The sequence below is a fragment of the Chryseobacterium sp. KACC 21268 genome, assembly GCA_028736075.1.
Taxonomy (GTDB): domain Bacteria; phylum Bacteroidota; class Bacteroidia; order Flavobacteriales; family Weeksellaceae; genus Epilithonimonas.
This window is the reverse complement of record CP117875.1, coordinates 1,117,554-1,141,959: the sequence shown is the minus strand read 5'-3', so window position 1 is coordinate 1,141,959 and position 24,406 is coordinate 1,117,554. Positions and strand designations below refer to the sequence as shown.

24 protein-coding genes are annotated in these 24,406 nt (G+C 36.7%); 11 read left to right on the top strand and 13 right to left on the bottom strand.

Annotated features, from left to right (window positions below; genetic code table 11):
- Nucleotides 1-57 precede the first annotated feature (57 nt).
- From PQ459_05460 to lptB, 3 genes are all read right to left on the bottom strand, one after another.
- A complete protein-coding gene (locus PQ459_05460; protein WDF47928.1) occupies nucleotides 58-540 on the bottom strand; it encodes a DinB family protein in 483 nt (160 codons plus the stop codon).
- A gap of 155 nt (nucleotides 541-695) precedes the next feature.
- Nucleotides 696-1,193 (bottom strand): hypothetical protein, encoded by a 498-nt coding sequence (locus PQ459_05455; GenBank protein ID WDF47927.1) that lies wholly within the window; start codon nucleotides 1,191-1,193, stop codon nucleotides 696-698.
- A gap of 27 nt (nucleotides 1,194-1,220) precedes the next feature.
- The gene (lptB, locus tag PQ459_05450; protein WDF47926.1) at nucleotides 1,221-1,949 is read right to left on the bottom strand and encodes an LPS export ABC transporter ATP-binding protein; all 729 of its coding nucleotides are present in this window, start codon (nucleotides 1,947-1,949) and stop codon (nucleotides 1,221-1,223) included.
- Nucleotides 1,950-2,314: 365 nt separating this feature from the next.
- Between lptB and PQ459_05445 the strand changes: the two genes are divergently transcribed.
- Nucleotides 2,315-3,085, top strand: a complete 771-nt coding sequence (locus tag PQ459_05445) for an RNA methyltransferase (GenBank protein ID WDF47925.1) — start codon at nucleotides 2,315-2,317, stop codon at nucleotides 3,083-3,085.
- 51 nt (nucleotides 3,086-3,136) lie between these two features.
- On the opposite strand, the gene PQ459_05440 is transcribed toward PQ459_05445, so the two are convergent.
- Nucleotides 3,137-3,349, bottom strand: a complete 213-nt coding sequence (locus PQ459_05440) for a hypothetical protein (protein ID WDF47924.1) — start codon at nucleotides 3,347-3,349, stop codon at nucleotides 3,137-3,139.
- A 167-nt stretch (nucleotides 3,350-3,516) separates the two neighbouring features.
- Here PQ459_05440 and PQ459_05435 point away from each other — a divergent pair, with 167 nt between their 5' ends.
- Together PQ459_05435 and PQ459_05430 are read left to right on the top strand one after the other, a co-directional pair.
- Nucleotides 3,517-4,593 carry a hypothetical protein gene (locus tag PQ459_05435; protein ID WDF47923.1) on the top strand — a complete coding sequence of 359 codons (1,077 nt, stop codon included), beginning with the start codon at nucleotides 3,517-3,519 and terminating at the stop codon, nucleotides 4,591-4,593.
- Nucleotides 4,577-5,173, top strand: a complete 597-nt coding sequence (locus PQ459_05430) for a hypothetical protein (protein WDF47922.1) — start codon at nucleotides 4,577-4,579, stop codon at nucleotides 5,171-5,173. Before PQ459_05435 ends, PQ459_05430 begins: the two co-directional genes overlap by 17 nt.
- A 32-nt stretch (nucleotides 5,174-5,205) precedes the next feature.
- On the opposite strand, the gene PQ459_05425 is transcribed toward PQ459_05430, so the two are convergent.
- The 3 genes from PQ459_05425 to PQ459_05415 all read right to left on the bottom strand — a co-directional run bounded on the left by PQ459_05425 (nucleotide 5,206) and on the right by PQ459_05415 (nucleotide 7,530).
- Nucleotides 5,206-5,442 (bottom strand): hypothetical protein, encoded by a 237-nt coding sequence (locus PQ459_05425; protein ID WDF47921.1) that lies wholly within the window; start codon nucleotides 5,440-5,442, stop codon nucleotides 5,206-5,208.
- 167 nt (nucleotides 5,443-5,609) lie between these two features.
- On the bottom strand, nucleotides 5,610-6,179 hold the full coding sequence (locus PQ459_05420; GenBank protein WDF47920.1) for a 5-formyltetrahydrofolate cyclo-ligase: 570 nt from the start codon (nucleotides 6,177-6,179) through the stop codon (nucleotides 5,610-5,612).
- Between the two features lie 7 nt (nucleotides 6,180-6,186).
- Nucleotides 6,187-7,530 (bottom strand): rhodanese-related sulfurtransferase, encoded by a 1,344-nt coding sequence (locus PQ459_05415; GenBank protein ID WDF47919.1) that lies wholly within the window; start codon nucleotides 7,528-7,530, stop codon nucleotides 6,187-6,189.
- Between the two features lie 340 nt (nucleotides 7,531-7,870).
- Between PQ459_05415 and PQ459_05410 the strand changes: the two genes are divergently transcribed.
- Nucleotides 7,871-10,006: a S9 family peptidase gene (locus PQ459_05410; protein WDF47918.1), complete on the top strand. Its 2,136-nt coding sequence runs from the start codon at nucleotides 7,871-7,873 to the stop codon at nucleotides 10,004-10,006.
- Between the two features lie 72 nt (nucleotides 10,007-10,078).
- Here the strand turns inward: PQ459_05410 and PQ459_05405 are convergent, their stop codons facing one another.
- Together PQ459_05405 and PQ459_05400 are read right to left on the bottom strand one after the other, a co-directional pair.
- Nucleotides 10,079-10,381: a type II toxin-antitoxin system RelE/ParE family toxin gene (locus PQ459_05405; protein WDF47917.1), complete on the bottom strand. Its 303-nt coding sequence runs from the start codon at nucleotides 10,379-10,381 to the stop codon at nucleotides 10,079-10,081.
- The gene (locus PQ459_05400; protein ID WDF47916.1) at nucleotides 10,371-10,619 is read right to left on the bottom strand and encodes a hypothetical protein; all 249 of its coding nucleotides are present in this window, start codon (nucleotides 10,617-10,619) and stop codon (nucleotides 10,371-10,373) included. Before PQ459_05400 ends, PQ459_05405 begins: the two co-directional genes overlap by 11 nt.
- Nucleotides 10,620-10,700: 81 nt before the next feature.
- Between PQ459_05400 and PQ459_05395 the strand changes: the two genes are divergently transcribed.
- Nucleotides 10,701-12,374 (top strand): peptide MFS transporter, encoded by a 1,674-nt coding sequence (locus tag PQ459_05395; protein WDF47915.1) that lies wholly within the window; start codon nucleotides 10,701-10,703, stop codon nucleotides 12,372-12,374.
- A gap of 127 nt (nucleotides 12,375-12,501) precedes the next feature.
- On the opposite strand, the gene PQ459_05390 is transcribed toward PQ459_05395, so the two are convergent.
- On the bottom strand, nucleotides 12,502-12,984 hold the full coding sequence (locus PQ459_05390; protein WDF47914.1) for a GNAT family N-acetyltransferase: 483 nt from the start codon (nucleotides 12,982-12,984) through the stop codon (nucleotides 12,502-12,504).
- Nucleotides 12,985-13,091: 107 nt separating this feature from the next.
- On the opposite strand from PQ459_05390, the gene PQ459_05385 reads away from it, so the two are divergent.
- From PQ459_05385 to PQ459_05360, 6 genes are all read left to right on the top strand, one after another.
- On the top strand, nucleotides 13,092-14,807 hold the full coding sequence (locus tag PQ459_05385; protein WDF47913.1) for a peptide MFS transporter: 1,716 nt from the start codon (nucleotides 13,092-13,094) through the stop codon (nucleotides 14,805-14,807).
- Nucleotides 14,808-14,983: 176 nt separating this feature from the next.
- On the top strand, nucleotides 14,984-16,495 hold the full coding sequence (locus PQ459_05380; protein ID WDF47912.1) for a peptide MFS transporter: 1,512 nt from the start codon (nucleotides 14,984-14,986) through the stop codon (nucleotides 16,493-16,495).
- 38 nt (nucleotides 16,496-16,533) lie between these two features.
- Complete coding sequence (locus PQ459_05375) at nucleotides 16,534-17,070, top strand: thioredoxin family protein (GenBank protein ID WDF47911.1); 537 nt, start codon at nucleotides 16,534-16,536, stop codon at nucleotides 17,068-17,070.
- A gap of 22 nt (nucleotides 17,071-17,092) precedes the next feature.
- Nucleotides 17,093-18,052 carry a tetratricopeptide repeat protein gene (locus PQ459_05370; GenBank protein ID WDF47910.1) on the top strand — a complete coding sequence of 320 codons (960 nt, stop codon included), beginning with the start codon at nucleotides 17,093-17,095 and terminating at the stop codon, nucleotides 18,050-18,052.
- A gap of 69 nt (nucleotides 18,053-18,121) precedes the next feature.
- A complete protein-coding gene (gene recG / locus PQ459_05365; GenBank protein WDF47909.1) occupies nucleotides 18,122-20,209 on the top strand; it encodes an ATP-dependent DNA helicase RecG in 2,088 nt (695 codons plus the stop codon).
- A 23-nt stretch (nucleotides 20,210-20,232) separates the two neighbouring features.
- Nucleotides 20,233-20,433, top strand: a complete 201-nt coding sequence (locus PQ459_05360; protein WDF47908.1) for an Imm27 family immunity protein — start codon at nucleotides 20,233-20,235, stop codon at nucleotides 20,431-20,433.
- A 414-nt stretch (nucleotides 20,434-20,847) separates the two neighbouring features.
- Here PQ459_05360 and PQ459_05355 read toward each other — a convergent pair whose 3' ends face one another.
- From PQ459_05355 to PQ459_05345, 3 genes are all read right to left on the bottom strand, one after another.
- Nucleotides 20,848-21,342, bottom strand: a complete 495-nt coding sequence (locus PQ459_05355; GenBank protein ID WDF47907.1) for a GNAT family N-acetyltransferase — start codon at nucleotides 21,340-21,342, stop codon at nucleotides 20,848-20,850.
- A 134-nt stretch (nucleotides 21,343-21,476) separates the two neighbouring features.
- A complete protein-coding gene (locus PQ459_05350) occupies nucleotides 21,477-22,154 on the bottom strand; it encodes a recombination protein O N-terminal domain-containing protein (protein ID WDF47906.1) in 678 nt (225 codons plus the stop codon).
- A gap of 4 nt (nucleotides 22,155-22,158) precedes the next feature.
- Complete coding sequence (locus PQ459_05345) at nucleotides 22,159-24,405, bottom strand: hypothetical protein (GenBank protein ID WDF47905.1); 2,247 nt, start codon at nucleotides 24,403-24,405, stop codon at nucleotides 22,159-22,161.
- Nucleotide 24,406 lies beyond the last annotated feature (1 nt).

Sequence of the window (24,406 nt, the reverse complement as noted above, 5' to 3'; positions counted from 1 at the left end):
TTGTGGTTTCATTAATATAAAAGAGCTTTCAGAAAATCCTGAAAGCTCTTTGCTTTTTTATCTTTCTCTTTCCCAGAAAAACGGTGGCTCGATTCCCAAAGCTCTCAGGTAAACGTAACCTTGACCTCGGTGGTGAATCTCATTATCAACGAAATAAAGAATATTCTGATAAACCGGAAATTCATATTGACCAAATAAATTGAAAGTCTCCTGAAAACGTTCTGCAGAAATCTGACTGAAATATTCATTGATGACTTCGGTCTGCTCATCCCATTTTGCAAGGATTTCTGCTTTGGTTGTTGGCTGGAAAGCATCTTCGTCGAAAGTGTTTTCCGAACCGTCAACAATGGCTTTCAAAGCTGGTCCGGCGATTGCCAAAAGTTCAAGTGTCAATTTCGAAAATGGTCTCATTCCGCCAATTGAAAATTCGAATAAATCTTTTTCAGGAAAAGCTTCAATGACTCTTCTGGTTAGATTTCTGTGGCCTTGCCAATGGATTAAAAGTTGTTGTGAGTTGAGGACTGTAGCTGTTGCATTCATAATAGTTTGTTTTTATTTGATACAAATGTACAGCGTGGTTGTGACAGGAGTTTGTCAGGAGGAAATTAGGAATTGAATATTTTTATCGAAATTAATTTTAAAATTATCATAACATATTAATACAAAACCCTTTAAGTAAAAAAAAAGAATTTTTATTAATCTGAAACTAGTAGTTTAAAGTGATAAACTTCCCCCACACATTCTAATAGGAATTCGTTATAATCCGAAGCATAATAACTTTTCAAATTATGATACTGGATTTCATAAATTTTTATTGGATTTAATGCTTCCAACAACAAATTAACAAAATCAACTACAAATTCTCTTTTCCAATCTTTAAAATATAAAGAAAAATTATTACCAATATCTGATAAATGATATTGATCTTTATCTTGGTAGGGATAAAACCACTTATCATATAAAAGATCACAGAAAAATTTAAAAGAATTTTGTTCTTCAACTTCAGTCAATTTATAACCAGCACTAACATCAATGTAAATATTTTCCATGATGTCGTCTATAGTTTTTAACTTCGGCAAAAGTTTTAGGCTGAAATTGTATATGTGATCAGTTTTATCATTGAATCTAGAGATTACTCCTAATTCACCAACTAGAATTCCATAATTAAATATTTTTCTTTCTTTATCAGTCAAATTAAATAACATGAATTATTAATATAATTATATCTTCTCAAACCTAAAATTCTCCCCAAGATAAGCCTGTCTCACTTCCGGGTCATTCGCCAAATCCTCAGGAATTCCCTCTTTCAGGATTTTCCCTTCGAACATAATATACGTTTTGTTCGTAATCGCCAAAGTCTGCTGAACGTTGTGGTCGGTAATCAAAATCCCGATATTCTTCTCCACAAGAGACCTCACAATCTTCTGAATATCCTCCACCGCAATCGGGTCAACACCCGCAAAAGGCTCATCCAAAAGAATAAAATTCGGACTGGTCGCCAAGCAACGCGCAATTTCCGTACGACGTCTTTCACCTCCGGACAGCAAATCGCCACGGTTTTTACGCACGTGTTCCAGGTGGAATTCCTCAATCAATTCATCGCACTTTTTCTGCTGTTCCTTTTTGGAAAGCTTCGTCAACTGCAATACGCCCAGAATATTATCCTCCACAGACAACTTCCGGAAAACCGATGCTTCCTGCGCCAAATAGCCGATTCCTTTCTGCGCACGTTTGTACATCGCGTCCTGCGTAATATTTTGATTATCAAGAAAAACGTTTCCCAAAGTTGGCTTCACCAATCCAACAATCATATAAAACGACGTCGTTTTCCCCGCACCATTTGGTCCCAAAAGTCCGACGATTTCGCCTTGCTGAACTTCCAATGACACGCCTTTCACTACCTTTTTCGGTCCGTATTCTTTGATTAAATTTTCTCCTCGTAAAATCATAAAACAAAGATATATATTTTTTGCTGGAAGTAGGAAGCCGGAAGTTCATCTCAATGCTATTTAACACAAAACGAGAAATTTCGCCATCCAAAACTCAATTCACTACAAACATTTGGTCGTGCCCCTCGCCAGCGCAATGGCCACCGCTCGGGTCAGGCTTTCCGTTACAAGTCCTCACTCGTTGCCTCGCTCCGGGCTTTCCACTGCACCCGAGGCTTTAGCCGAACTGTACGAAGTAAATCCTTCACGCTCTTCGCCTCGATTGAACATTCAACGTTTAACGACGACATTTTACATTGTACTTTTTACATTATACATTTTACATTATACTTTATACATTGTACATTTGTAAAAAATTTCCAAAAATGCTGATAGAAAGCCTTCAAAACGAAAAAATTAAAAGACTGACCAGACTTCTAACCAAAAATCAGGAAAGAAGAAAAGCCGGCGTTTTCATCGTAGAAGGTCAGCAGGAAAATGAGCGCGCTTTGGAATTTGGCAATCTGCCGGAAGAATATTACATCTGCGAAAACATCTTCAAAGGGAAATTACCAACAACAAAAATCCATTACGTTTCAGAAAAACTTTACGAAAAAATCGCTTATCGTGGAACGACAGAAGGAATTATCGGAATCTACAAATTAGAACAAAGAAACTTGGACGAGTTTAATCCGAAAAATGATTCCGCCATCATTATTCTAGAAAGTGTGGAAAAACCAGGAAATCTTGGAGCTATACTCAGAAGTTGCGAAGCTTTCGGAATCAATGCCTTAATCGTCACCGACCCAAGAACAGATTTTTACAATCCAAATGTCATCCGTTCCAGCGTTGGTTGCTTATTTGGAATGAATATCTTTCAAGCTTCGAATGATGAAACTTTGGAATTCCTAAAAATCAATGACTATCAGATTTTCACTACTTTTATGAGTGACGATGCTAGGAATATTCAGGAAAAGAATTTGAGAAGTAAATCGGCGGTTTTATTCGGAACAGAACATTCCGGCTTGAGTGACTTCTGGAAACAGAAAGGAGAAAATGTACTCATCCCAATGGCAGGCACCATCGACTCTCTGAATCTTAGCAACGCTGCGGCAATCACCTGCTACGAAATCCTAAGACAGAAATTAGAGAAATAAAAAAACCGCTTCTCGAAAGAAACGGTTTATAGATCTTAAAATGATTTAAGATTATTTTGCAACTTTAGCAGAATCAACTTTAGCAGTTGCAGAATCAGCAGCAACTTTTACTGAATCAACACCAGCAGTAGTAGCAGAATCAACAACAGCAACAGCAGAATCAGCAGAAGCAGAATCAGCAGAAGCAGTATCTACAGTTTCAGTTTTTTTACAAGCAACAAGAGCAAAAGCAGCGATAGCAGCTACGAATAATGACTTTTTCATAATAATAAAATTTAAATTGTTAGTTAATAGATTTGTTCTCTTTTGAACGGGACAAAAGTACAGTAACAAATAACCCTTGTATTTGAAAATTAATTGTAATATATTTGTAAAACACGATTTACAAATAAGAACATCTGTAAATCAACAAATTAAGAATATTTATAATTTTGAGCGAGATCGAATTTTTATATTTCCAATCTTTAAAAAAAGCTGTTCAGGATAAATATCTTGAATCGCATTCTCCCTCTTTCGATGATATTTCGAAATGGAAAGGCATTGACATTATTTATTTTCAAGAAGATCTGAGACAAAAGGCAAAGGGAAATATCAGTGAAAAAACTTTTTACACGTATTTCAAAAATAATGCTCAGGAAAAAGTTCCGAGAATTGATATGCTCAATATATTATCTGTATATATAGGTTATAATTCTTGGTCAGAATTCCGAAAGAAAAATCCTATTATTGATGAAAAGAAAAACGCTGAAGTCTCGGCAATTTCTGTTCCCAAAGAAGTCATTCGTAGCACTCAAGAAGAACCGATTGAAATAGCAAAGCCTGAAATAAATACAAATCACAAAATCACGGCTGAAACAAAGGAAAATTACAATACGAATCCAACCAATCAAAATTTCCTTAGGCGCTATTTGTGGCTTGGAATATCCTTATTTCTATTCGCAACAGTACTTGTTCTGGTTTTTTACGATGATATTTTTTATAAAAAATACACCTACGCCTTTACAGATGCAGATAGGAATTCCTCAATCAAAGGAGAATTGGATGTTAAAATCATCAGAGACAACGAGTCGCCCATTCTTATAAAAGTAAAACCGAACTCACCTTTTGTCTACGAAACTAAGAGTAAGAAACTTAAAATGATAATTTCTTCCCCTTTTTATAGGACAGATACTGTCAGTCGCGATTTAACAAGCGCACCAGATTCTGAGAATATTGAACTGAAACCTAATGACTATGCGATTCAATTGTATTATTACTCAAAGTCGATTATAGATTTTAAGAAAAAAACAAGTGAGTTGAATCGACTTATAAGTGATAATGCACTTATTTATCAAGTTGTTGATAGCGACATCTATGGAATTGAGACTCTGGATAAGCAAAAATACATCTCGCTGGTTACGCTTCCTACTACATCGCTGGAAAAGCTGGAGGTGATTGATTCTCAAATGAAAAATGGAAAAATAGTAATGATCAGATTCAAAATTACAGATGATGAAAAATCAAAATAAATTTTATTGGTGGATATTTTCCTTATCCATTATCATCACAGGATTCATTTCCTGTAACAAAAAATACGAAGGTGAAGACAACTCCCTTGAAACAATAAGAAATGCGAATAATAGGATAACTTATACTAAGTCAAGTTTGGACAGTTTACAGGCCATCAATCTTATCACCTCACAAAAAGTTCAGGATCTACTGGATTTGTCCACACTGTACACTTCGGGAAACAAGGATACAGAAATTGATTCCGTAATTTATACACAGATGCAGGCGCATTTTTTAACGAAAGATTCTAATAATCTAAAGCCATTACTAAAAGAAATGGACAGTTTGAAAGTCAGATTTGCAAAAGTGAGTAATCTCACAACATCCAAATCAGTAGTTGAAAGTGATACTTTGGATTTTGCGAATTTTGATGTTAAGTATTATGATAAGAAAAGAACCTACATTACCACAGTCAATCGAAAAGCCCAGTACATGCTGAAGGCGTCTCCGGTAAAGTTTCAAAAAGAATTCAAATTCTACTTTAATAATTTCTACAAGAAAGAAACAGACAGTATAAAAACAACAAAACCCGCTAATTAGCGGGTTTTGTTTTAATTAAATCTGGGATTTAATTATTTTTTGATAGCATCTTTAGTTGCTTTCTCGTCAGCTTTTACTTCAGCTTTAGCAGAATCAGCAGTAGCTTTTACAGAATCAACTACAGCAGTTTTTGTAGAATCGATTGCAGTGATAGCAGAATCAGCAGTAGCGTCAACAGAATCAACAGCAGCAGTTTCAACTTTGTCAGCTTTGTTACAAGCAACTAGAGAGATAGCAGCGATAGCAGCTACGAATAATGACTTTTTCATGTTCTTAAAATTTAAATTAATTATTATTATATAATTGTTGTCTTAATTATCGAGTTATAATTACAAGACAAAATTAGCACCGTCTGACAAAAATCATTAAAAAATAGCTTGTAATAGCTCTGTAAAACTAATTTACAATTTAATATTATTGAAATTCAGACAATTAACTAAAAAATTAAAATTTTATCTGGAATAACCAAAGCGTCTAATTGAACATCTTTTTCATAAACATCGCTGATAATTTTATTCGGAGTAAAGAAATTAAGTCCGATTTTTTTTTCAATATTTTGATATTCGGAAAAGAACTGATCATAGAAACCTTTTCCGTAGCCTACTCTATTTCCTGACGAATCACAATAAAGCAAAGGTGTCAGAACATAGTCCAGCTCTACGTTTGAAGCGATATTAGAAATTGGTTCCTTGATTCCCCAACTATTAATTTCAAATTCAGAATCCGGAAAAATCTCAACAGAAATGATTTTCTCACCTTGGATTTTCGGAACAAAAACTCTGATTTTATTCTCAAAAAAATAATCGATGAAAATCTGAGTATTTACTTCATTAAACTTTTCAATTGCTAAAAAAATGTTAACCTTTTGATTTTCAATAGGATTAAATTGTAAAATAAAGTTTTCCAGCAGTTTTTGAGACAAAAAATTGACCTCATCTTGCGATAAGGCCATTCTTTTTGCTTTATAAAGTGTTCTAAGTTCGTTTTTTGTGCGACTTAAATTCATCTTAATTTTATACGATTTTATATAATTTGTCAGACAACCTCACGCGAAATGGAAGTTCAAAAGTAATTTGGTCTCCAGCTTTTGCAGTTGAAACCGAATTTCCCTCAACAACCATTTCATTGATAACAATCTCTTGTTCACCAGTTGTCGGTCCGGAAATCAAAACTTTGTCACCAACAGAAAGTTCATTTGAAAGTAAAAACTGAGCAATTTTTGATTTAGTATAATAATGCTCCGCCTTTCCTATCAAGGTTTTCTTCACTTTAATTTTCTGACGAATATCTTTTGCCTTAGCCAAAGGTTTATCGGTCAAATCACCTGAATTTTTAAACTTCAAAGCTTCAGACTTCCCTTTTCGGAAAACTTTATTACCAACCTGAAGTCCTTTCCTCAAAGCTAATTGCTCTTCCACAGGCAAATGAATGATTTCTAAACATTCCGAAGAACAAGTGTTTTCCATCACAGCTTTACACTCATCACATTGGATAAACAACAAATGACAAGCATCATTCGCACAATTTGTATGATTATCACAAGGTTTTCCACATTGATGACACTGCGAAATAATATCATCGGTGATTCTTTCGCCTAATCTATGGTCGAACACAAAATTCTTCCCGACAAATTTACTTTCAACACCTTCCTCTTTTACCTGACGCGCATATTCAATGATTCCACCTTCCAATTGGTAAACATTTTTGAAACCTTGATGCTTAAAATAGGCACTAGCTTTCTCACAACGGATTCCGCCGGTACAATACATCAAAAGGTTTTTATCTTCCTTGAAATCCTGCAGTTGCTCATTGATAATCGGTAAACTTTCCCGAAAATTCTCTACATCAGGCGTAATCGCGCCTTCAAAATGACCGACTTCACTCTCATAATGATTCCTGAAATCCACCACAATTGTATCCGGATTCGCCAGCAAATCATTGAATTCCTGCGCCTTAAGATGAATTCCTATATTCGTCACATCAAAAGTCTCGTCATTCAAACCATCCGCAACAATCTTGTTTCGAACTTTTATAGTCAACTTCAAAAATGAGTGATTATCCTGTTCCACAGCCACATTCAAGCGAATGCCTTTCATAAAATCGTAAGCTTCCAAAGTCTCACGGAAAGCCTCAAATTGGTCCGCAGGAACACTCATCTGAGCATTGATACCTTCGTGCGCCACATAGATTCGGCCGAGCGCATCCAGGGCGTTCCAGGCTATAAATAAGTCGTCGCGAAATTTCTTTGGATTTTCAATTTTGGCATACGCATAGAAAGACAATGTAAGGCGTTCCTTACCAGCTTCATCAATAAGTCTGGCTCTTTCTTCTGCGCTTAAGGTGTTGTACAGTTGCATGCTATAAACGTTTTAAGTGAGAAAAATAATGGCGCAAAGATAAGAAATTTGGTTGATAGTTTTTGGTTGACAGTTGATAGAAAGAATTGATTACTGACAAAACTTTGCTTTTCAAAACCATCAACCAAAAACTATCAACCATACAATCTTTGGGCGTGCCCCTCACCAACCTTTAGGCCACCGCTCGGGTCGGGCTATCCGCTACAATCTTTTTCCCACACCAATACCCCCGCAAAAAAGGATTTCCACTACTATCCCTCACGCATTAGCAATTCTCTGTTTCAAGATTACATTCAAAACGATATATCTTTATTATATTTACGTCATTAAAATCTTAAAAATGAAGAAAGTCCTTTTTGCTGTCGTTACGATGACAGCAGTTTTCTCACAAAACACTTATGCTCAAGAAATTACACTCGATAAAATCTATTCCGGCTACTACCGCGGAAAAGGAATCGCTGGAATTGCATCCTTGAATGACGGCGAAAACTACGCTACCATCGAGAAAGACGGCATTGCAAAATACAATTACAAAACGTCCCAGAAATCTGGAAACATCGTGGATGGGAAATTCGAATCGTATATTTTCTCTGCCGATGAATCCAAAATCTTATTGCAAAAAGAAAGTGAGTCGATTTACAGACATTCATTTTTGGGGAAATTTGATGTCAAAGATTTGAAATCAAATAAAGTAATGCCTCTTAATAATGGCAATTACATCCAAGAACCAAAATTCTCTCCGGACGGAAGCAAAGTCGCTTTCATCGTTGACAATAATTTATTCTATCAGGATTTGACTTCAGGAAAAATAACTCAAATTACGAATGACGGAAAGAAAAATTCTATCATCAACGGCCTTGGTGACTGGGTTTATGAGGAGGAATTTGGTCACGCAGATTATTACCAATGGAACAAAGCCGGTGATGCGATTGTTTTCGTGAAATTTGACGAGTCAAAAGTTCCGGAAATCTACATTCCAATCTACGGAAAATCGCTTTATCCAACCGAAATGCGATACAAATATCCAAAAGCCGGAGAAACCAACTCAACGGTTTCTGCTCAATTATATCAATTAAATTCAGGGAAGACAACAGCTTTGAATATCGCAGGCTTCGAGAATCATTATATTCCACAAATCTGGCAAACCAATGATGCGAACGAAATCGTCATCGCCACCAGCAACAGACATCACAGCAAAGTTGACTTGATTAAAGTGGACACAAAATCCGGAAACTTAACCAAACTGTTCTCGGAGACCGACAACGCCTGGATAGAAACCGACAATCTGACTTTGGAATTTTTGGATGACAACTCATTCCTTTGGGCTTCGGAGCGTGATGGTTACAGACAATTGTATTGGTATGATAAATCCGGAAAACTGAAAAAACAAGTCGCAAAAGGCAATTGGGAAATCACCGATTATTATGGTTACAACCCAAAAACGAAAGAAGCTTACATCCAAACGACAGAAAAAGGAAGCTTGAACAAAGTTGTTTCCAAACTGAACATAAACTCTGGAAAAACCACGTTGATTTCTTACCCTGAAGGAAACAACTCGGCAAGTTTCAGCAAGACTTTTAATTATTTTATTAATACAACTTCAACAGCTGGAACACCTTATAAATATGTCCTGAAAGATGCGTCTGGAAAGGAAATTAAGGAACTTCAAAACAACAACGAATTGCTTTCCAAACTTCAGAAAGACAGTTTTGTAACGAAGGAATTCATCACAATCCCAAACTCTGCAGGCGACCAACTGAACGCTTGGATTATTAAACCAAAAAACTTTGACCCGAACAAAAAATATCCATTATTTATGTTCCAATATTCTGGTCCGGGTTCTCAGCAAGTTTCAAATTCTTGGGACGGCGGAAATGCAATCTGGTTCGAAATGCTGGCTCAGAAAGGTTACATCGTCGCTTGTGTGGACGGCCGAGGAACTGGTTTCAAAGGTTCGAAATTCAAAAAAGTGATTTACAAACAATTGGGAAAATATGAAATAGAAGACCAAATCTCTTCCGCTCAATGGTTTGGAAATCAATCTTATATCGACAAATCACGAATCGGAATCTTTGGTTGGAGCTATGGAGGCTATATGAGCTCATTGGCAATGACAAAAGGTGCTGACGTTTTCAAATTGGGAATCGCTGTGGCGCCGGTGACAAACTGGAGATATTACGACAGCGTTTACACAGAAAAATTCCTCCAAACACCACAAGAAAATCCGGAAGGTTACGACCAAAACTCACCAACGACTTTTGCGCAGTTATTGAAAGGGAAATTCCTCTTAATTCACGGAACAGCTGATGACAACGTGCATTTCCAGAACTCAATGGAGTTTTCCGAAGCATTGATTCAAAACAAAAAACAGTTTGAATTTATGGTTTATCCGGACAAGAATCACGGCATCTATGGTGGACAAACCAGACCTCAACTTTATGAGAAAATGACGAATTTTATTTTGGAGAATTTGTAAGAAGCTTGAAGTCGGAAGACCGAAGCTGGAAGATAAAAAAATCCGCATAAGATGTTTTCTTTTGCGGATTTTTTATAATCTATTTTCCCAAATTTCAGGATTTCTTGAAGTGTGATAAACACCAATAATCAAGATTGAATGATTTGAATCAAAATATTGATAATGAATTCCAAATGGAAAACTTTTCAGATAACAAATTCTGCAGTCATTATATTTAATTTCCTTTGACAAAGGATTTCGCCCCAGAAATTTAATCTCATTTTCAAACTCTTCAAAAAATCTATCGACTAATTTCCTATTTATTTTCTTATACCAATCTTTGATTTCCCTTAAGTCTGTTTTTACAAAAGGAGAAAAATCAATTCTACTTTTCATCCTTCAACGTTGCAATGTAATCACTCATTTCAGATTCTGAAACGATGCTTGTTGGGTTTTCCGAAATATACTTTAATCTTTTATTAGTTTCCTCAATTTGCCAATCTGGAACTTCATTTTGATTTTCAATTGCTGAATATTTGAATTTCAAAAAATCAACAAAATCATTCACCTTATCGTACAAATCCGCCGGAAGTGTTTTGATATTATCCTCTAAATGTTTTATTGTGATTGCCATTTGGACTACTTTTTATCAAAGTTATTAAAATTTTTTTATTCACTTTAAAATTCTATTTTTACGACGCAAGAAAATAAAACTATGAAAAAACATCCTAAAGGCCTACCCTATCTATTTTTCACAGAAATGTGGGAACGTTTTGGTTATTATTTGATTTTGGGAATTTTTGTCCTTTATGTCATAGAACCGAACGGCGACAAAGGCGGACTTGGATTGCCAGATAAAATGGCGGATGATGTTTTCGGAACCTATATTGCCTTGACTTATTTGACACCTTTTCTTGGTGGATTTTTGGCGGAAAGACTTTTTGGCTACATCAAATCGATTTACCTCGGCGGGATTTTGATGGCCGCTGGATATATTGGATTGGGACTATTCAAAGAGTTGCCATTATTCTATGGTTCATTAGGATTAATTATCATCGGAAATGGTTTTTTCAAACCTACGATTTCCACAATCCTGGGGAATCTCTACTCGGAAGAACCTTATAAAAAGAACAAAGATACAGGCTACAATATTTTCTATATGGGAATCAATATTGGTGCATTCATCTGCAACATTATTGCCGCTTATATGCGGAATAGATTTGGCTGGGGTGAGGCATTCATCGCGGCTGGTGTTGGAATGTTGATTGGCTTGGTGATTTTCAGTTTTGGGTTGAAACATATCCGTCACGCTTGTGAAATGAAAGCGGCGAAAGAAGGCGACAGCAAGATTTCCGACGTTCTGTTGAAAGTATTTTTACCAGCGTTGATTGTGGGCGCCATTGGTTGGATTGTTCCAGGGAATATTTTTGGAAGTGACAGTACGGATGCGTTTATTTTTGCGTGTGTTCCTGTAATTTATTTTTACGTTTCACTTTACTTCAAAGCGCATCAGGACGAAAAAAGGTCGATTGGCGCGTTGCTGATGATATTCTTGGTTTGTATGTTTTTCTGGGCGATTTTCAAACAGAACGGAACAGCCCTGACACGTTGGGCCAATTACTACACAGACCGAAGTATTCCTGAGAAATTGGTGGAACCGATGCGTGGCATTTATATGCTTGACGGAAAAGATGGAACAACCGGAAAATCCTTTGAAGACAAAGAAGTTGCCGTTTACGACGACCAATTCCGTTCGCAAAAAAATGAGGCTGGTGAGACGATGAAAGTTTCCGGAAAAGATGTTTATTTCAAAAATATCAATCCAGAAGAACGCGCTCAGCTAGCCACAAATCCTAAGCAGGAAGTTTACCTTTTCAATACAGAACTTTTCCAATCTGTGAATCCGTTTTGGGTAATTATCCTGACGCCGGTGATTGTCGGATTCTGGGCAATATTCCGAAAGCGTGGAAAAGAACCTACGACGCCAACGAAAATTATGATTGGTCTTTTCATCACCGCTTTGTCCTGTCTTGTGATGGTGGGCGCTGTGTTTGCCGGACAAAATGGCGCTGTGAAAGTGTCTCCACTTTGGCTGGTTGCCAGTTATGGCGTTGTGACGATTGGTGAGCTTTGTCTTTCGCCAATGGGATTATCCGTCGTTTCAAAATTGTCGCCAGCGAGATTGACAGCCTTGATGATGGGTGGATTTTTCCTCGCCAACTCAGTCGGGAACAAGCTTTCCGGAATTCTTGCCAGCACTTGGTACAATTATGAAAATAAGGAATATTACTTCCTTGTGAACTTTGCCTTGCTGATTTTCGCTTTTATCTTAGGAATTTTTATGTTGAAGTTTCTGAATAAAGTGATGAAGGAAAATGGAGTTGATTAATATTTAAACACCGAATTGTCGCAGCCCGACTTGAACGGAGCTCATTTTTTTTTGCGGCTGAAAAAAAAGCGATGGCAAAAAATAGCGGGAGTGGAAGGCGGAAATAGCTGCCCAAATTATTATTAGTCTAAATTTTCTGAAACGCCAACCTCGGTGTTCCATCCGTAACATAGATGATTCCGCACTTTTCGTAACCGAGTTTTTCCAAGACTTTTTGCATTGGAATGTTGGTTTCGTGCGTATCGATTCTGATGTTTGGGAATTGGGAAAAACACCATTCGAAGCAGAATCTCGCGACGCCTTTTGCTCTTCCATTGGATGCCAATCTGTGGATGACGCCGTACTTTTCGTCATTCAGCCAAGTTCCGTCTTCTATTATTGCATAATTTGGGTCATCACCGATAATGAAATCGAAAGTCGCAACGATGTCATCATTTTCGATAATCAAAAAATTAGATCCATTATCAATACTATCCAACATCAATTCCTTGGAAGGATAACCATTGGTCCATTGGATTAGGTTTCCACTTTCCCGCATCAGCTGTCTGGCGGTGTCGATGCAGTTCATTATTTGGTTGATGTCTTCGGGATTTGATTTTCTGACTTCCATAATTTTAAGATTATCGGGTGCAATTGTGTTAATCGTCGCAATTTAGCTTTCCCGTTTATGAAAAAAAACTATATTTGTTACCTTTAAGAAAATTTAACAATTTAAAAATGGATACAATACAGACTAATTCTAGACATCCTAAAGGTCTATGGGTTCTATTCGGAACCGAGATGTGGGAGCGTTTTAACTTTTATGGAATGAGAGCACTATTGACGCTCTTTATGGTAAACTCCCTATTGATGAAGGAAGGCGACGTTACCATCATCTATGGTGGATTTCTAGCGCTTTGTTATTTGACACCAATGTTGGGAGGTTTCATTGCGGACCGATTTTTAGGAAATAGATATTGTATCATCGTCGGTGGCGCTTTGATGGCCATCGGGCAGTTCCTGATGTTTATGAGTGCTTCTACATTTGGAGCAGACCTAGGCTCAGCACAGATGTTGATGTGGATTGCGCTGGGCGTGATTATCTTCGGAAACGGATTTTTCAAACCGAATATCTCTTCGATGGTTGGAAGTCTATATCCAAAACAGGAAAAATCAAAGTTAGATTCAGCATTTACGATTTTCTATATGGGAATCAATTTGGGTGCATTTCTTGGTCAGTTCATCTGCCCATTCATAGGAGATGTTAAAGATTCTGCTGGCGTACGTGACATCCACGCTTTCAAATGGGGATTCTTGGCAGCTTCTATTGCGATGACAATTGGAACAGTGACTTTCATTATCCTTAAAAATAAATATGTTGTAACGCCGGAAGGAAGACCTATCGGTGGTTTACCAAAAAACAATACGGCTGAAGATTTCGAAGAAGGAGAAGCACAAACTGCTAATTTCTCAGGGAAATCTATTGGTTTTGCTGTAGCTATCTTTGTGGCAGCATTCTTTGGATTCCAATATCTATTTGTAGATAAGATTGGTTTTAGTTCCGTTGGGATGGGAGAATTTGTGAAAGCCGTTATTTATCCATTCATCTATTCTATGGGAATTGCTTTGGCATTTTTGATTATGTCTTCTGCGGAAAACAAAGTGGAGAGAGATAGAATCTGGGTAATATATATCGTTTCCTTTTTCATCATTTTCTTCTGGGCAGCTTTTGAGCAGGCAGGTTCATCTTTGACATTCATTGCAGATAACCAAACGGACAGAAATATCTTTGGCTGGAATATGCCACCATCAATGGTTCAGATTTTCAATGGATTATTCATTGTTCTTTTGGCAGTTCCGTTCAGTATGCTTTGGGACAAGCTAAGAGCCGCTAAAAAAGAACCGGTTTCCCCATTGAAACAAGCCATTGGCCTTGGACTGATTGCTTTAAGTTATTTCATCATTGCCTACAATGTAAAAGATTTGGGAAGCAACGGCTTGTTGGCTGTTAAATGGTTGATTTTACTTTATCTAATCCAGACAATGGGAGAACTTTGTTTGTCACCAATTGGACTATCTTTGGTCGGTAAATTGGCTCCAAAAAGATTCGCATCTTTATTATATGGTGTTTTCTTCATCGCGAATGCTGCAGGTTATGCATTATCGGGAACTTTGGGTGCCATCTTACCAGCAACTGGAGACAAATTCACCAAAGCGAAAGAGCTTGGAATCAACCTGCAGGATGTTTTGGACAAGAAAGTAACTCTAACTGCCGAACAGGTCGCAACTTTTACAAAAGAACAGTTACCAATGGCAAATCCATCATTTGTAGGATTTGAAATCCATAATTTGTTTGAGTTCTTTATGGTATTTGTAATCCTTTGTGGAATTGCGGGTGCTATCTTAGCTTTAATTTCTCCAATTTTGAAGAAAATGATGCACGGCGTCAACTAATAATTAAATTTCATAACCTTATACAAAACCACCGAATATTCGGTGGTTTTTTGTTAAATTCGTATGGCAAAATTCAATTGTTGACACATTGCGTCAACAATTGAGTAGGAAACTTTTAATAAAATTAATTCGTGACGCAATGAGTTGCGAATCGAATCATTTATCATTTATCATTTATGAACCTCACTCTCGAACAAATACAGGATTTCAAAGGAAAATATCCAAAACAAATCTGGTCGCTTTTTTTCTCCGAAATGTGGGAACGTTTCTGCTTCTACGGAATGCGTGGAATGTTGGTTTTCTTTATGATTTCTCAATTAAAATTTGATGATGAGCAAGCGAATTTACAATATGGTGCAACACAGGCTTTCGTTTATGCCTTCACGTTTGTGGGTGGACTTTTTGCGGATAAGATTTTGGGATTTAGGAAGTCTCTATTTTGGGGAGGATTGTTGATGATTGTCGGAAGTTTAATTTTGGCGACTAATCCACACGATTATTTCTTCCTCGGAATTTCATTTACTGTTGTAGGAACAGGTTTCTTCAAACCGAATATTTCCACAATGGTTGGAAAACTTTACAAATCTGGAGATTCCAGAACCGATGCGGGTTTTTCACTTTTCTATGCAGGAATCAATCTGGGAGCGCTTTTAGGCGGTTATCTTTGTATTGCGATTGGAAAGGGTGAAATGTTATCACGCTTGATTCCAGAGCACAAAAGATGGAATGTGGCTTTCGGTTTGGCAGCCATCGTGATGGTGATTAGTTTGGTTAATTTTATTTTCACTCAAAGACAATTGGGTCCAATCGGACTTCAACCTCAAAGATTAAATGCGGACGGCACTTTCTCAGCCTTAGCAAAATGGAATGAGTACAGCGTTTATATTTTATCTCTCGTCTTCGTTCCATTAATTATGATAATGGTCTCTGTTCCGGAATACACAGATTATTTTATGTGGACAGTCGGCCCTTTGACGCTGATTTATCTGTTTTATGAAATGACAAAAGTAAGCTCATCCGAAAGAAACAAACTTTGGGCAGCCTTGGTGTTCATCATTTTCTCAATCGTTTTCTGGGGAATTTATGAGCAATCTGGAGGTTCATTAAGTATTTTCGCAGCGAATAATCTGAACAAAGATTTGCTAGGATTAGACCCGAACGGCGTGAACAATTCCGGTGGTGCATTCTTCATTTTATTAGTGGCTGTTCCAATAGGAACGATTTGGATTTGGTTGAACAAAATAAAATTCGAGCCAAATACAATTATCAAATTTGGATTAGGCTTTATCTTTCTTGGATTAGGATATTACGTGATTTTCTCGACCAGATTTTTCGCCAATATGCAAGGAGTTACGACATTAAATATTTTTACCCTTGCACTTTTTGTGATTACATTGGGCGAAATGTGCCTCTCTCCCATCGGATTATCAATTATGACAAAACTTTCCACCGAAAAACTGCAAGGAATGATGATGGGAATGTGGTTTTTGGCTTCTGCTTACGGGCAATACGTGGCTGGACAAATCGGTGCGGGAATGGCAAAAGTGAAAACCGGCGCCAACAATTACGACGCCCTCATCACTTACACCGATGGATACAAACAATTGGGTTTATACGCCTTAATTGCGGGCGTTGTGCTAATTTTGATATCTCCACTCGTGAAAAAACTAATGCAAGAAGTGAGATAATGATTTAACCAAAGTCCTTTTCAACAATCCAAACACAGATGAAAAAAATATTAATTTTAATGATTCTCTTCCTGATTCCAACTTCTGGAATGGCGCAAGTCCAATGGATGACAATTTCCCAAGCGTTGGAAGCTCAGAAAAAGGCACCGAAAAAAATATTGATTGATTTCTACGCAGATTGGTGCGAACCGTGCAAAGAGATGGAAAGCAAAACCTACAATCATCCCGAGATTGCAAAAATCATCAATGAAAATTTCTACGCCGTGAAGTTTGAAAGCGATGGAAATTCCACCGTCAATTTTCTTGGTCATAAGTTTACAAACCCCGAATACAAAGGCAAAAAAGGCAAATCCACGCTTCACCAGTTTTCCAAATATATGAACATCAATATGATTCCGACAATGGTTTTCCTTGATGAAAAAACCGACCCTATCACAAGTCTTTCCGGATTTCTGAAAGCGAAAGAAGTGGAACCTTATTTCTCGATGATTGCGTCCAACGATTACAAAACCATCAAATCCAGACGAGAATGGGAAGGTTATCAAAAGAAGTTTAAGTCGAAGATTAAAGAATAATATTCAACTAATAACCTAAAATATGAAATCACTTTTATCTCTTTTACTTTTATTTTTCAGTCTATTCGCATTTTCACAAATCTCGGAACTACTTCCTTCAGAAAAAGAATTATTAAAAACCTCATCAAATCAAGCCTGTCTTTGTATTGACTCTATTAATATCAATAATAAAACAAGCTTACAGGTTTCCACAGACATTAGCAATTGTATTGAGAAGCAAGCCACAGCTTACCAGATGACAATCAAGATTTTGAAATCACAGAAAGAAGTAGAAAAAACTGGTAACAAAAAGGTTAATATCGAAATCAACACCAATCAAAACTCAAACGAATTCAAGAAATATTACTATGAATTGGAAAGGGAACTGAGAAGTAACTGTGTGAGCCTGAATGACAAAATAAATACCAACGAGAAAAAGTCACATCATTCTGTTTCTGAAAATGACAAAGCATTAGATTTTTATAATTTGGGAATCAAAGAAAATGAATCTAAAAATCACAAAAAGGCTTTAGAATATTTTCAGAAAGCTGTCAAAGAAGACCACGATTTCCCATTTGCTTGGGACAACATTGGATTTACAAACAGAGCGTTAGGAAATTATGATGATGCTTTGAAGGCCTATCAAACTTCGTTACAAATTGACCCGACAGGCAAAATGCCACTTCAGAATATTCCAATCGTTTATATTTATAAAAAGGAATATCAAAAAGCTGTTGATGCTTACTTGGATTTGAAAAAAATATATCTCGACGACCCAGAAGTTGATTATGGAATTGGTGTCATTTATTATGACCATCTAAAGGACAATCAAAAAGCATTAGATTATATGTGTAAAGCATATAATAAGTATACTGAAATGAAGTCTCCATACAGAACTGACGCCGAATCGATTATTCGAAATATCTATCAGATTATGTCAAAAGAAGGAAAGAAAGATGATTTTTTGAAAATATTGAAAAACAACAATATCAATTTTGAATAATTACCTACTGATTGTTCATTGAAAAATCAATAAAATTTCCCGAAATTCGTCGGAACAAATTTTCCTTTCTTGACATTAGAAACTTCCATAGAATTTCTCAAAGGCATCGGCACCGAACGCGCAAAACTCATCAGAAACGTGTTGGGGATTTCGACTGTGGAAGATTTGCTCACCTTTTACCCAATCCGATACATCGATAAAAGTAAAATCCACAAGATTGGAAATATTGCCAAAGATACAGAGGCAGACATCCAACTTAAGGGAAAAATTACGGATATTCAAGAAGTGGTTTATGAGAAGGGAAAACGATTGTCTGCGAAATTCCGTGACGAGACTGGAACGATGGATTTGGTCTGGTTCCGATATACGAATTGGATGAAAGATGCGATTCCATTGAATCAGGAGATTTTCATTTTTGGGAAGGTCAATTTCTTTAATGGAAACTTCTCGATGCCACATCCGGAAATCGAGATTGATGAGAAAAAAGCTTTGCAAGGAACACTTCTCCCGGTTTATCCAGGAAGTGAAAAACTGACTAAACGAGGCATTACGAATAAATTATTTCAAACAGTTATTTTCAATCTTCTGAAAGATTTACCCAATTTGATTCAGGAAAATCTGCCGGATTATTTGATGAAATCGATGAAGCTGATTGGACGATTGAACTCATATTACTTCATTCATTTTCCCAAAGATTTAAAACAATTTGATGAAGCCAACAGGCGATTGAAGTTCGAGGAAGCTTTCTTTTTCCAGCTTGGTTATGGCTTGAAGAAACTTCATCAAAAAACAAAATCCTTTGGAAATCCGTTTCCAATTGTCGGCGAATATTTCACCAGTTTTTATGAAAATAATCTTCCGTTTGAACTCACGAATGCACAAAAACGCGTACTGAAAGAAATCAGAATCGATATGAAACGGTCAACCCAAATGAACCGATTGCTTCAAGGCGACGTTGGTTCCGGGAAAACGATGGTGGCGTTATTAACAATGCTGATTGCGATGGACAACGGTTTTCAATCTTGTCTGATGGCGCCGACGGAAATCTTGGCGCAACAACATTTTAATTCCATCAAAGAATTACTTCAAAATACGAATATCAACGTCCGACTCTTGACGGGTTCTTCCAAAACGGCCGAACGGAAAATCATTCACGAAGAATTGGAAAACGGGCAACTTTCCATCCTGATTGGAACGCACGCACTTTTGGAAGACAAAGTGAAATTCCAGAATCTCGGTTTGGCAATTATCGATGAACAGCACAGATTTGGAGTGGCTCAACGGGCGAAACTTTGGGCAAAAAATAATATTCCGCCACATATTTTGGTAATGACTGCAACGCCGATTCCACGGACTTTGGCGATGAGTTTTTATTCCGATTTGGATGTTTCTGTGATTGACGAAATGCCAGTGGGAAGAAAACCAATTATCACAGCTCATCGTCGAGAAAAAGACCGACTTTCGGTTTATAATTTCTGCCGAGAAGAAATTGAAAAAGGCCGACAAATCTATTTCGTTTATCCACTCATCGAGGAATCGGAAACGTTAGATTATAAAAATCTGATGGAAGGTTTGGAAAGCGTAATGAACTTCTTCAAAAGCTACAATGTCACGATGGTTCACGGCCGAATGAAACCTGCGGAAAAAGATGCGAATATGCAATACTTCGCTTCCGGGCAGGCACAAATTATGGTCGCGACAACCGTAATCGAAGTTGGTGTGAATGTTCCGAATGCATCTGTGATGGTCATAGAAAGTTCTGAAAGATTTGGATTGTCACAGCTTCATCAGTTGCGAGGACGTGTTGGTAGAGGCGCAGAACAAAGTTATTGCATCCTGATGACGGGCGACAAACTCAGCAAGGAAAGCCGAACCAGAATCAAAACGATGGTGGCGACAACGGACGGTTTCAAAATCTCGGAAGTGGATATGGAATTGCGCGGTCCTGGTGATATTCTCGGGACTCAGCAAAGTGGTATTGTGGATTTTAAAAAATTGAGTTTGATAGAAGATTCTGCAATTATTAAAGCTTCAAAACTGGCTGTGGAAAAGATATTGGAACAAGATGCACTTCTGACGCGTCCCGATAATCAAATGATGAAGCAATATTACATAAAGCAATATAAGGGGAAAAATAAGTGGTCGCAGATTAGTTAGAGTTAAATCGAAATCATAATATTATGAATACTATTTTAGTTGGAAATGAATTAATTGAAAAACAAAAGCATTTAACTAAAGTTGGCACTAGCGAAGATGGTTGGTCTATATACTATATTGATGAAATTTTGGCAAAGTGGATTTTAGAATATCCCAATTCTGAATATCACGGCGGAGGCTTGCCACAATTAAGATTAATAGAAAAATTCCCTTGGGAAAAATAAAAAGTCTGCTACGAATAACAGACTTCTTAAATTTAAAAAAATAGTATATGAAGAAAAATTACTATCAGGCATTCTGCTTGATTTCGTTCTGCGACAAATCTAAAATTATACTTGGGATGAAACTTTAATGAATCGTTATCCCTTTATTAATAATACTTAAGAATCAGTTCAGATAAGTTTCAACGAGAATTAATACCGCGATAACATTACTTTAATTAATCGATTTCGGATATTATTTTTATATCATTAATAAACTAAAAATCAGGATTCAAACAAAGTCAGGAAATGATTAAGTTAAAAAATTAAAATTTGAACTTTCACAGTTGTTCATCATCTATTCATTTTTCGGCATTAAATCTGGGAAAAAATCAATCACAAAAAAAGCATCTGCGGAGTTGACAAATGCTTTATGAGTTATTTAGCAATGATGAATTCCATTAGATAATCATCCATAACGTAGCCTTTTCCGATATCAAAAATCGCTTCGTCATATATTTTGAAACCTTGGGATTCGTAGAAACTTTTGGCGTTGTTGTTTTTATTGACGGTTAAAGTCAATCTTTTGTCGCCTGATTTTTGAGTTTCAGTTTTGACGAATTCCAAAGCTTTTTTTCCAAGGCCTTTTCCTTGCGCTTCTTTCACAAAATAAATCCGGTGAAGTTTTGTGGTGTCTGGCTCTTTATGAAATTCGAAGCCGATAAATCCTAAGAAAACCTCATCTTCTTCAATCAAATAATATTGATAATTTGGGTTTTCGAAATGGGTTTTCAAGGTCGATTCAGAATACATTAAACCTAACATATAATCGATTTGCTCTTGTTCCAAAATGTTGGCGTAAGCTGAGTTCCAGGATTCTTTTGCTAGGTTTTGGATTGTGGGAATATCTTTTTCTGTGGCTTTGATAATCATAAAAATATGTTTGATGAATGAAAATTTAACGCAAAGTTTGCAAAGATTTTTTTAAAATATTGAAAACATTTAAGATTCGCAAGGACGCTTCGCTCATCAAAGGATTAATTAAATTCTATAGCTGAAAATTTATCTTAAAAAATCTCTTTGATGATTTCCAATGACCTTGGTTCTCGAAAATCTGTAAAATGATAATGGAAATAGACCAATATCGAATCAAGGAAATTTTGTTTTTCGCTTCGGCTGAGTTTGATGCTATAGGGGTCTTGAGACGTGATAAGGTCTTTCCAAATATCGGAAATCGTCTTGTCAAAAAAGTGATGCATCTCGATATCTTCGAAGTTTCCGGTTTCGGGATTGAGGTAAGTTTTATCTGAAAATAAAGGCTGTAAACCTTGCTGTTTCAAAAGTCTGAAAATAAAAATCAAATGCGACTGGAAATTATCGATTTGCAATTGACTCAAGAAAATCGAAATCTCGGAGTAGATTCCAACATTCTGATTTTCATTCCTCAAAACCTGATTCAGCAAATCGGAAACAAAAAACAAAATCGAATTTTTCCGAATATCCGAACTGAAAAAATCCACATTCTTCTGCTCGATTTTCTGAACATTTTGGATGCTTTTCTTCTTGTCGGATGTGTAAAGCAATAGTTCATTCAATGGAAAAAGGAAGGCTTTCTTTTTGTTCTTCGGTGCGTAGATGCCTTTGGCAAAGAAACTTTCGAAGCCATTTTCCCTACAAAAACAATGGAGAACAGCATCGTGATCTCCATATTTTGTATAAGACAGTAAAAAAACTTCTTGTGTCATTTAATTAATTCACAACCGCAATTTTCGCCGTTGCTGTGTCGGTTCCATCTTCGTTGGTCATCAAGACATAATAGATTCCGGAAGCTACTCTCACACCTCTTTGGTTGGCAAGATTCCATTCAAAATAACCGCCATTTGCTACTGCAGAATGTACTAGATTTCCCGCGGCATCTGTAATTCTGATATTTGTCTTAGAAGCTAATCCTCGTATTCTTACATTTCCTTTATATTGAGCATAAACTACTGGATTCGGATAAACTAACACATTTCCAAAGTTGGAAGTCACCTCGGTTACATCGCCCTGATAAACCATAATTCCGTCCAGTGTTGCGAAATAAACTTTCCCGGTTTTGTCATCAATCTGAATATCCGTCACATTATCACTAGGCAATGGAGAATTAGCTTTTGTGAAGTGGTAAATCGTTTTGTCTCCATTAGAACTCAAATAGAAAACACCACCACCTTCGATAGAAACCCACTTTTGGTTTCCTGAGTCCACTGTAATTTGTAATAATAATCCATCACGAAACAGTTCTTCTGCCAATCCATTCTCTTCAATGATGATCTCGTCTGTTTGAGGATTGTCTTCCAGACTGGCGGCTTTGGGATTGGACAAAATCCTTAGTCCTCCCATAGTTCCAATCCACAGATCATCATTTTTATCTATGGCTGCACTTACAGTTCTGTTGATAGGTAAATTGTTGTTGGTATTCAGAAACTTGAAGTTGTCATCAGATGCGGTCGCTGGTGTATTATTATAATTATAAATGAGCATACCTCCATTTCCAAAAGGAACGGGAACATACATTACACCATCTTTTGTAAGAGGCTTTTGGACACTTTGGGTTACAGGAATATTATTCAATGTAAAATTGTCCGACTCTCTATTAAAATAGTAATAACCGATTCCTGTAGGTGTATTTGTAACAGTACAAAGCAATGCGTTTTTATCATCAAAGACACAACCTACAGGCCTTAAAAGATAACCATCGCCTGAATTTGTTAAGTAACTTTTAGAAAATTCATTATTTACCATTTTATAAATCCCTTTACTTTCTGTGTGTGAATAGTTTGTAAAGAAAACCTCGGAAGGATTTGAAGGATTGGGTGTAACATCCATAATATTAAAAGTAATATTTGGATTTTGAAGAAAGTAATTAGGATAGTTCCATTTGTTTCCATCAAAATGGTAATATCCCATCATGGTTGGTTCTGGAGCGGTGTCATAACTGGTTCTTTTACCATTAGAAACCCAAATCTGACCATTCAGCAAAGATAATTTATAGGAAGAATTGCTGTAAGGACCATCTGGCCTCAAACTGTTTTTCTGCTCATTGTAGATTCCTGAAAGTTTGGTTCCTGTAAACAAAGCATTATTGTACATCAAAGCCGTGTTGATCTCTTCTGCTGCATTGAAGTTTTTTTGCTGTGCACCTCCAGTACTGTACACATAAACCTGTGTTCTGTCTGTTACAATGATCTGATTATCTGTTACACGAAGATCCTGGATATTTTCAAATGTTCTGGACAAGTTGGCAAATGAAGTTCCGTTCCCATATCTTACTTGTGTGCTGCTCGCAAATGCTAAGATTCCGCTTGCGTCTATATTTGCAATATTGCCAGATCCTATTACATTTTGATTCCATTCTGAGTAAAGTGCAAATGTAGCGTTGATCTCGTGATATTTCACGCCTGCATTAGTCGCGGCATAGACTATATTATCTTTTATGACAGCTGAGTTTACGACGTCTGTTTTTTCTGCATTGGTCAAAGGATCTCTGTATTTAGAAAATGCGGTATCACCAAATTCTCTTCTCGCTATATTGAAAATAGAAACGCCATATCCAACGGAAATAACAGCTCTATCACCATTAATTGAAATATGATTTATCTTCTTGCTCCCGTTGTAGCCGGTTGCAATAGGAATATCAACAATTAGGAAAATCCCATTTGGTGTAATGACGTCCAAAGAACCATTTTGATAACCAACAATCCCAGTTCGTGTTGCAGTATTGTAATCGAAGGCAGAAATCTTTACATCGTGAAGACCATTTGCCTTGGACAGTTTTGTGATTTCGCCAGTGGATGGGCTGTAGTAGAAAATCCCATTCTCGGTCGCAGCAATCAATCTGTCATTATCCTGCCGAATGGTCAACACATTGTTGTACGAGAACAAATCGCTCCATTTGGTGGTTTGGGCGTATGAGAATAGCGTTATAAAAAACGATATAATTAATAAAATTTTCTTCATC

What these genes read in the sequence shown, in the direction of transcription:
- PQ459_05460 (WDF47928.1), bottom strand. Translation starts at nt 540, where the DNA reads ATGAATGCAACAGCTACAGTCCTCAACTCACAACAACTTTTAATCCAT.
- lptB (WDF47926.1), bottom strand. Translation starts at nt 1,949, where the DNA reads ATGATTTTACGAGGAGAAAATTTAATCAAAGAATACGGACCGAAAAAG.
- PQ459_05445 (WDF47925.1), top strand. Translation starts at nt 2,315, where the DNA reads ATGCTGATAGAAAGCCTTCAAAACGAAAAAATTAAAAGACTGACCAGA.
- PQ459_05440 (WDF47924.1), bottom strand. Translation starts at nt 3,349, where the DNA reads ATGAAAAAGTCATTATTCGTAGCTGCTATCGCTGCTTTTGCTCTTGTT.
- PQ459_05430 (WDF47922.1), top strand. Translation starts at nt 4,577, where the DNA reads ATGAAAAATCAAAATAAATTTTATTGGTGGATATTTTCCTTATCCATT.
- PQ459_05425 (WDF47921.1), bottom strand. Translation starts at nt 5,442, where the DNA reads ATGAAAAAGTCATTATTCGTAGCTGCTATCGCTGCTATCTCTCTAGTT.
- PQ459_05420 (WDF47920.1), bottom strand. Translation starts at nt 6,179, where the DNA reads ATGAATTTAAGTCGCACAAAAAACGAACTTAGAACACTTTATAAAGCA.
- PQ459_05415 (WDF47919.1), bottom strand. Translation starts at nt 7,530, where the DNA reads ATGCAACTGTACAACACCTTAAGCGCAGAAGAAAGAGCCAGACTTATT.
- PQ459_05410 (WDF47918.1), top strand. Translation starts at nt 7,871, where the DNA reads ATGAAGAAAGTCCTTTTTGCTGTCGTTACGATGACAGCAGTTTTCTCA.
- PQ459_05405 (WDF47917.1), bottom strand. Translation starts at nt 10,381, where the DNA reads ATGAAAAGTAGAATTGATTTTTCTCCTTTTGTAAAAACAGACTTAAGG.
- PQ459_05400 (WDF47916.1), bottom strand. Translation starts at nt 10,619, where the DNA reads ATGGCAATCACAATAAAACATTTAGAGGATAATATCAAAACACTTCCG.
- PQ459_05395 (WDF47915.1), top strand. Translation starts at nt 10,701, where the DNA reads ATGAAAAAACATCCTAAAGGCCTACCCTATCTATTTTTCACAGAAATG.
- PQ459_05390 (WDF47914.1), bottom strand. Translation starts at nt 12,984, where the DNA reads ATGGAAGTCAGAAAATCAAATCCCGAAGACATCAACCAAATAATGAAC.
- PQ459_05385 (WDF47913.1), top strand. Translation starts at nt 13,092, where the DNA reads ATGGATACAATACAGACTAATTCTAGACATCCTAAAGGTCTATGGGTT.
- PQ459_05380 (WDF47912.1), top strand. Translation starts at nt 14,984, where the DNA reads ATGAACCTCACTCTCGAACAAATACAGGATTTCAAAGGAAAATATCCA.
- PQ459_05375 (WDF47911.1), top strand. Translation starts at nt 16,534, where the DNA reads ATGAAAAAAATATTAATTTTAATGATTCTCTTCCTGATTCCAACTTCT.
- PQ459_05370 (WDF47910.1), top strand. Translation starts at nt 17,093, where the DNA reads ATGAAATCACTTTTATCTCTTTTACTTTTATTTTTCAGTCTATTCGCA.
- PQ459_05360 (WDF47908.1), top strand. Translation starts at nt 20,233, where the DNA reads ATGAATACTATTTTAGTTGGAAATGAATTAATTGAAAAACAAAAGCAT.
- PQ459_05355 (WDF47907.1), bottom strand. Translation starts at nt 21,342, where the DNA reads ATGATTATCAAAGCCACAGAAAAAGATATTCCCACAATCCAAAACCTA.
- PQ459_05350 (WDF47906.1), bottom strand. Translation starts at nt 22,154, where the DNA reads ATGACACAAGAAGTTTTTTTACTGTCTTATACAAAATATGGAGATCAC.
- PQ459_05345 (WDF47905.1), bottom strand. Translation starts at nt 24,405, where the DNA reads ATGAAGAAAATTTTATTAATTATATCGTTTTTTATAACGCTATTCTCA.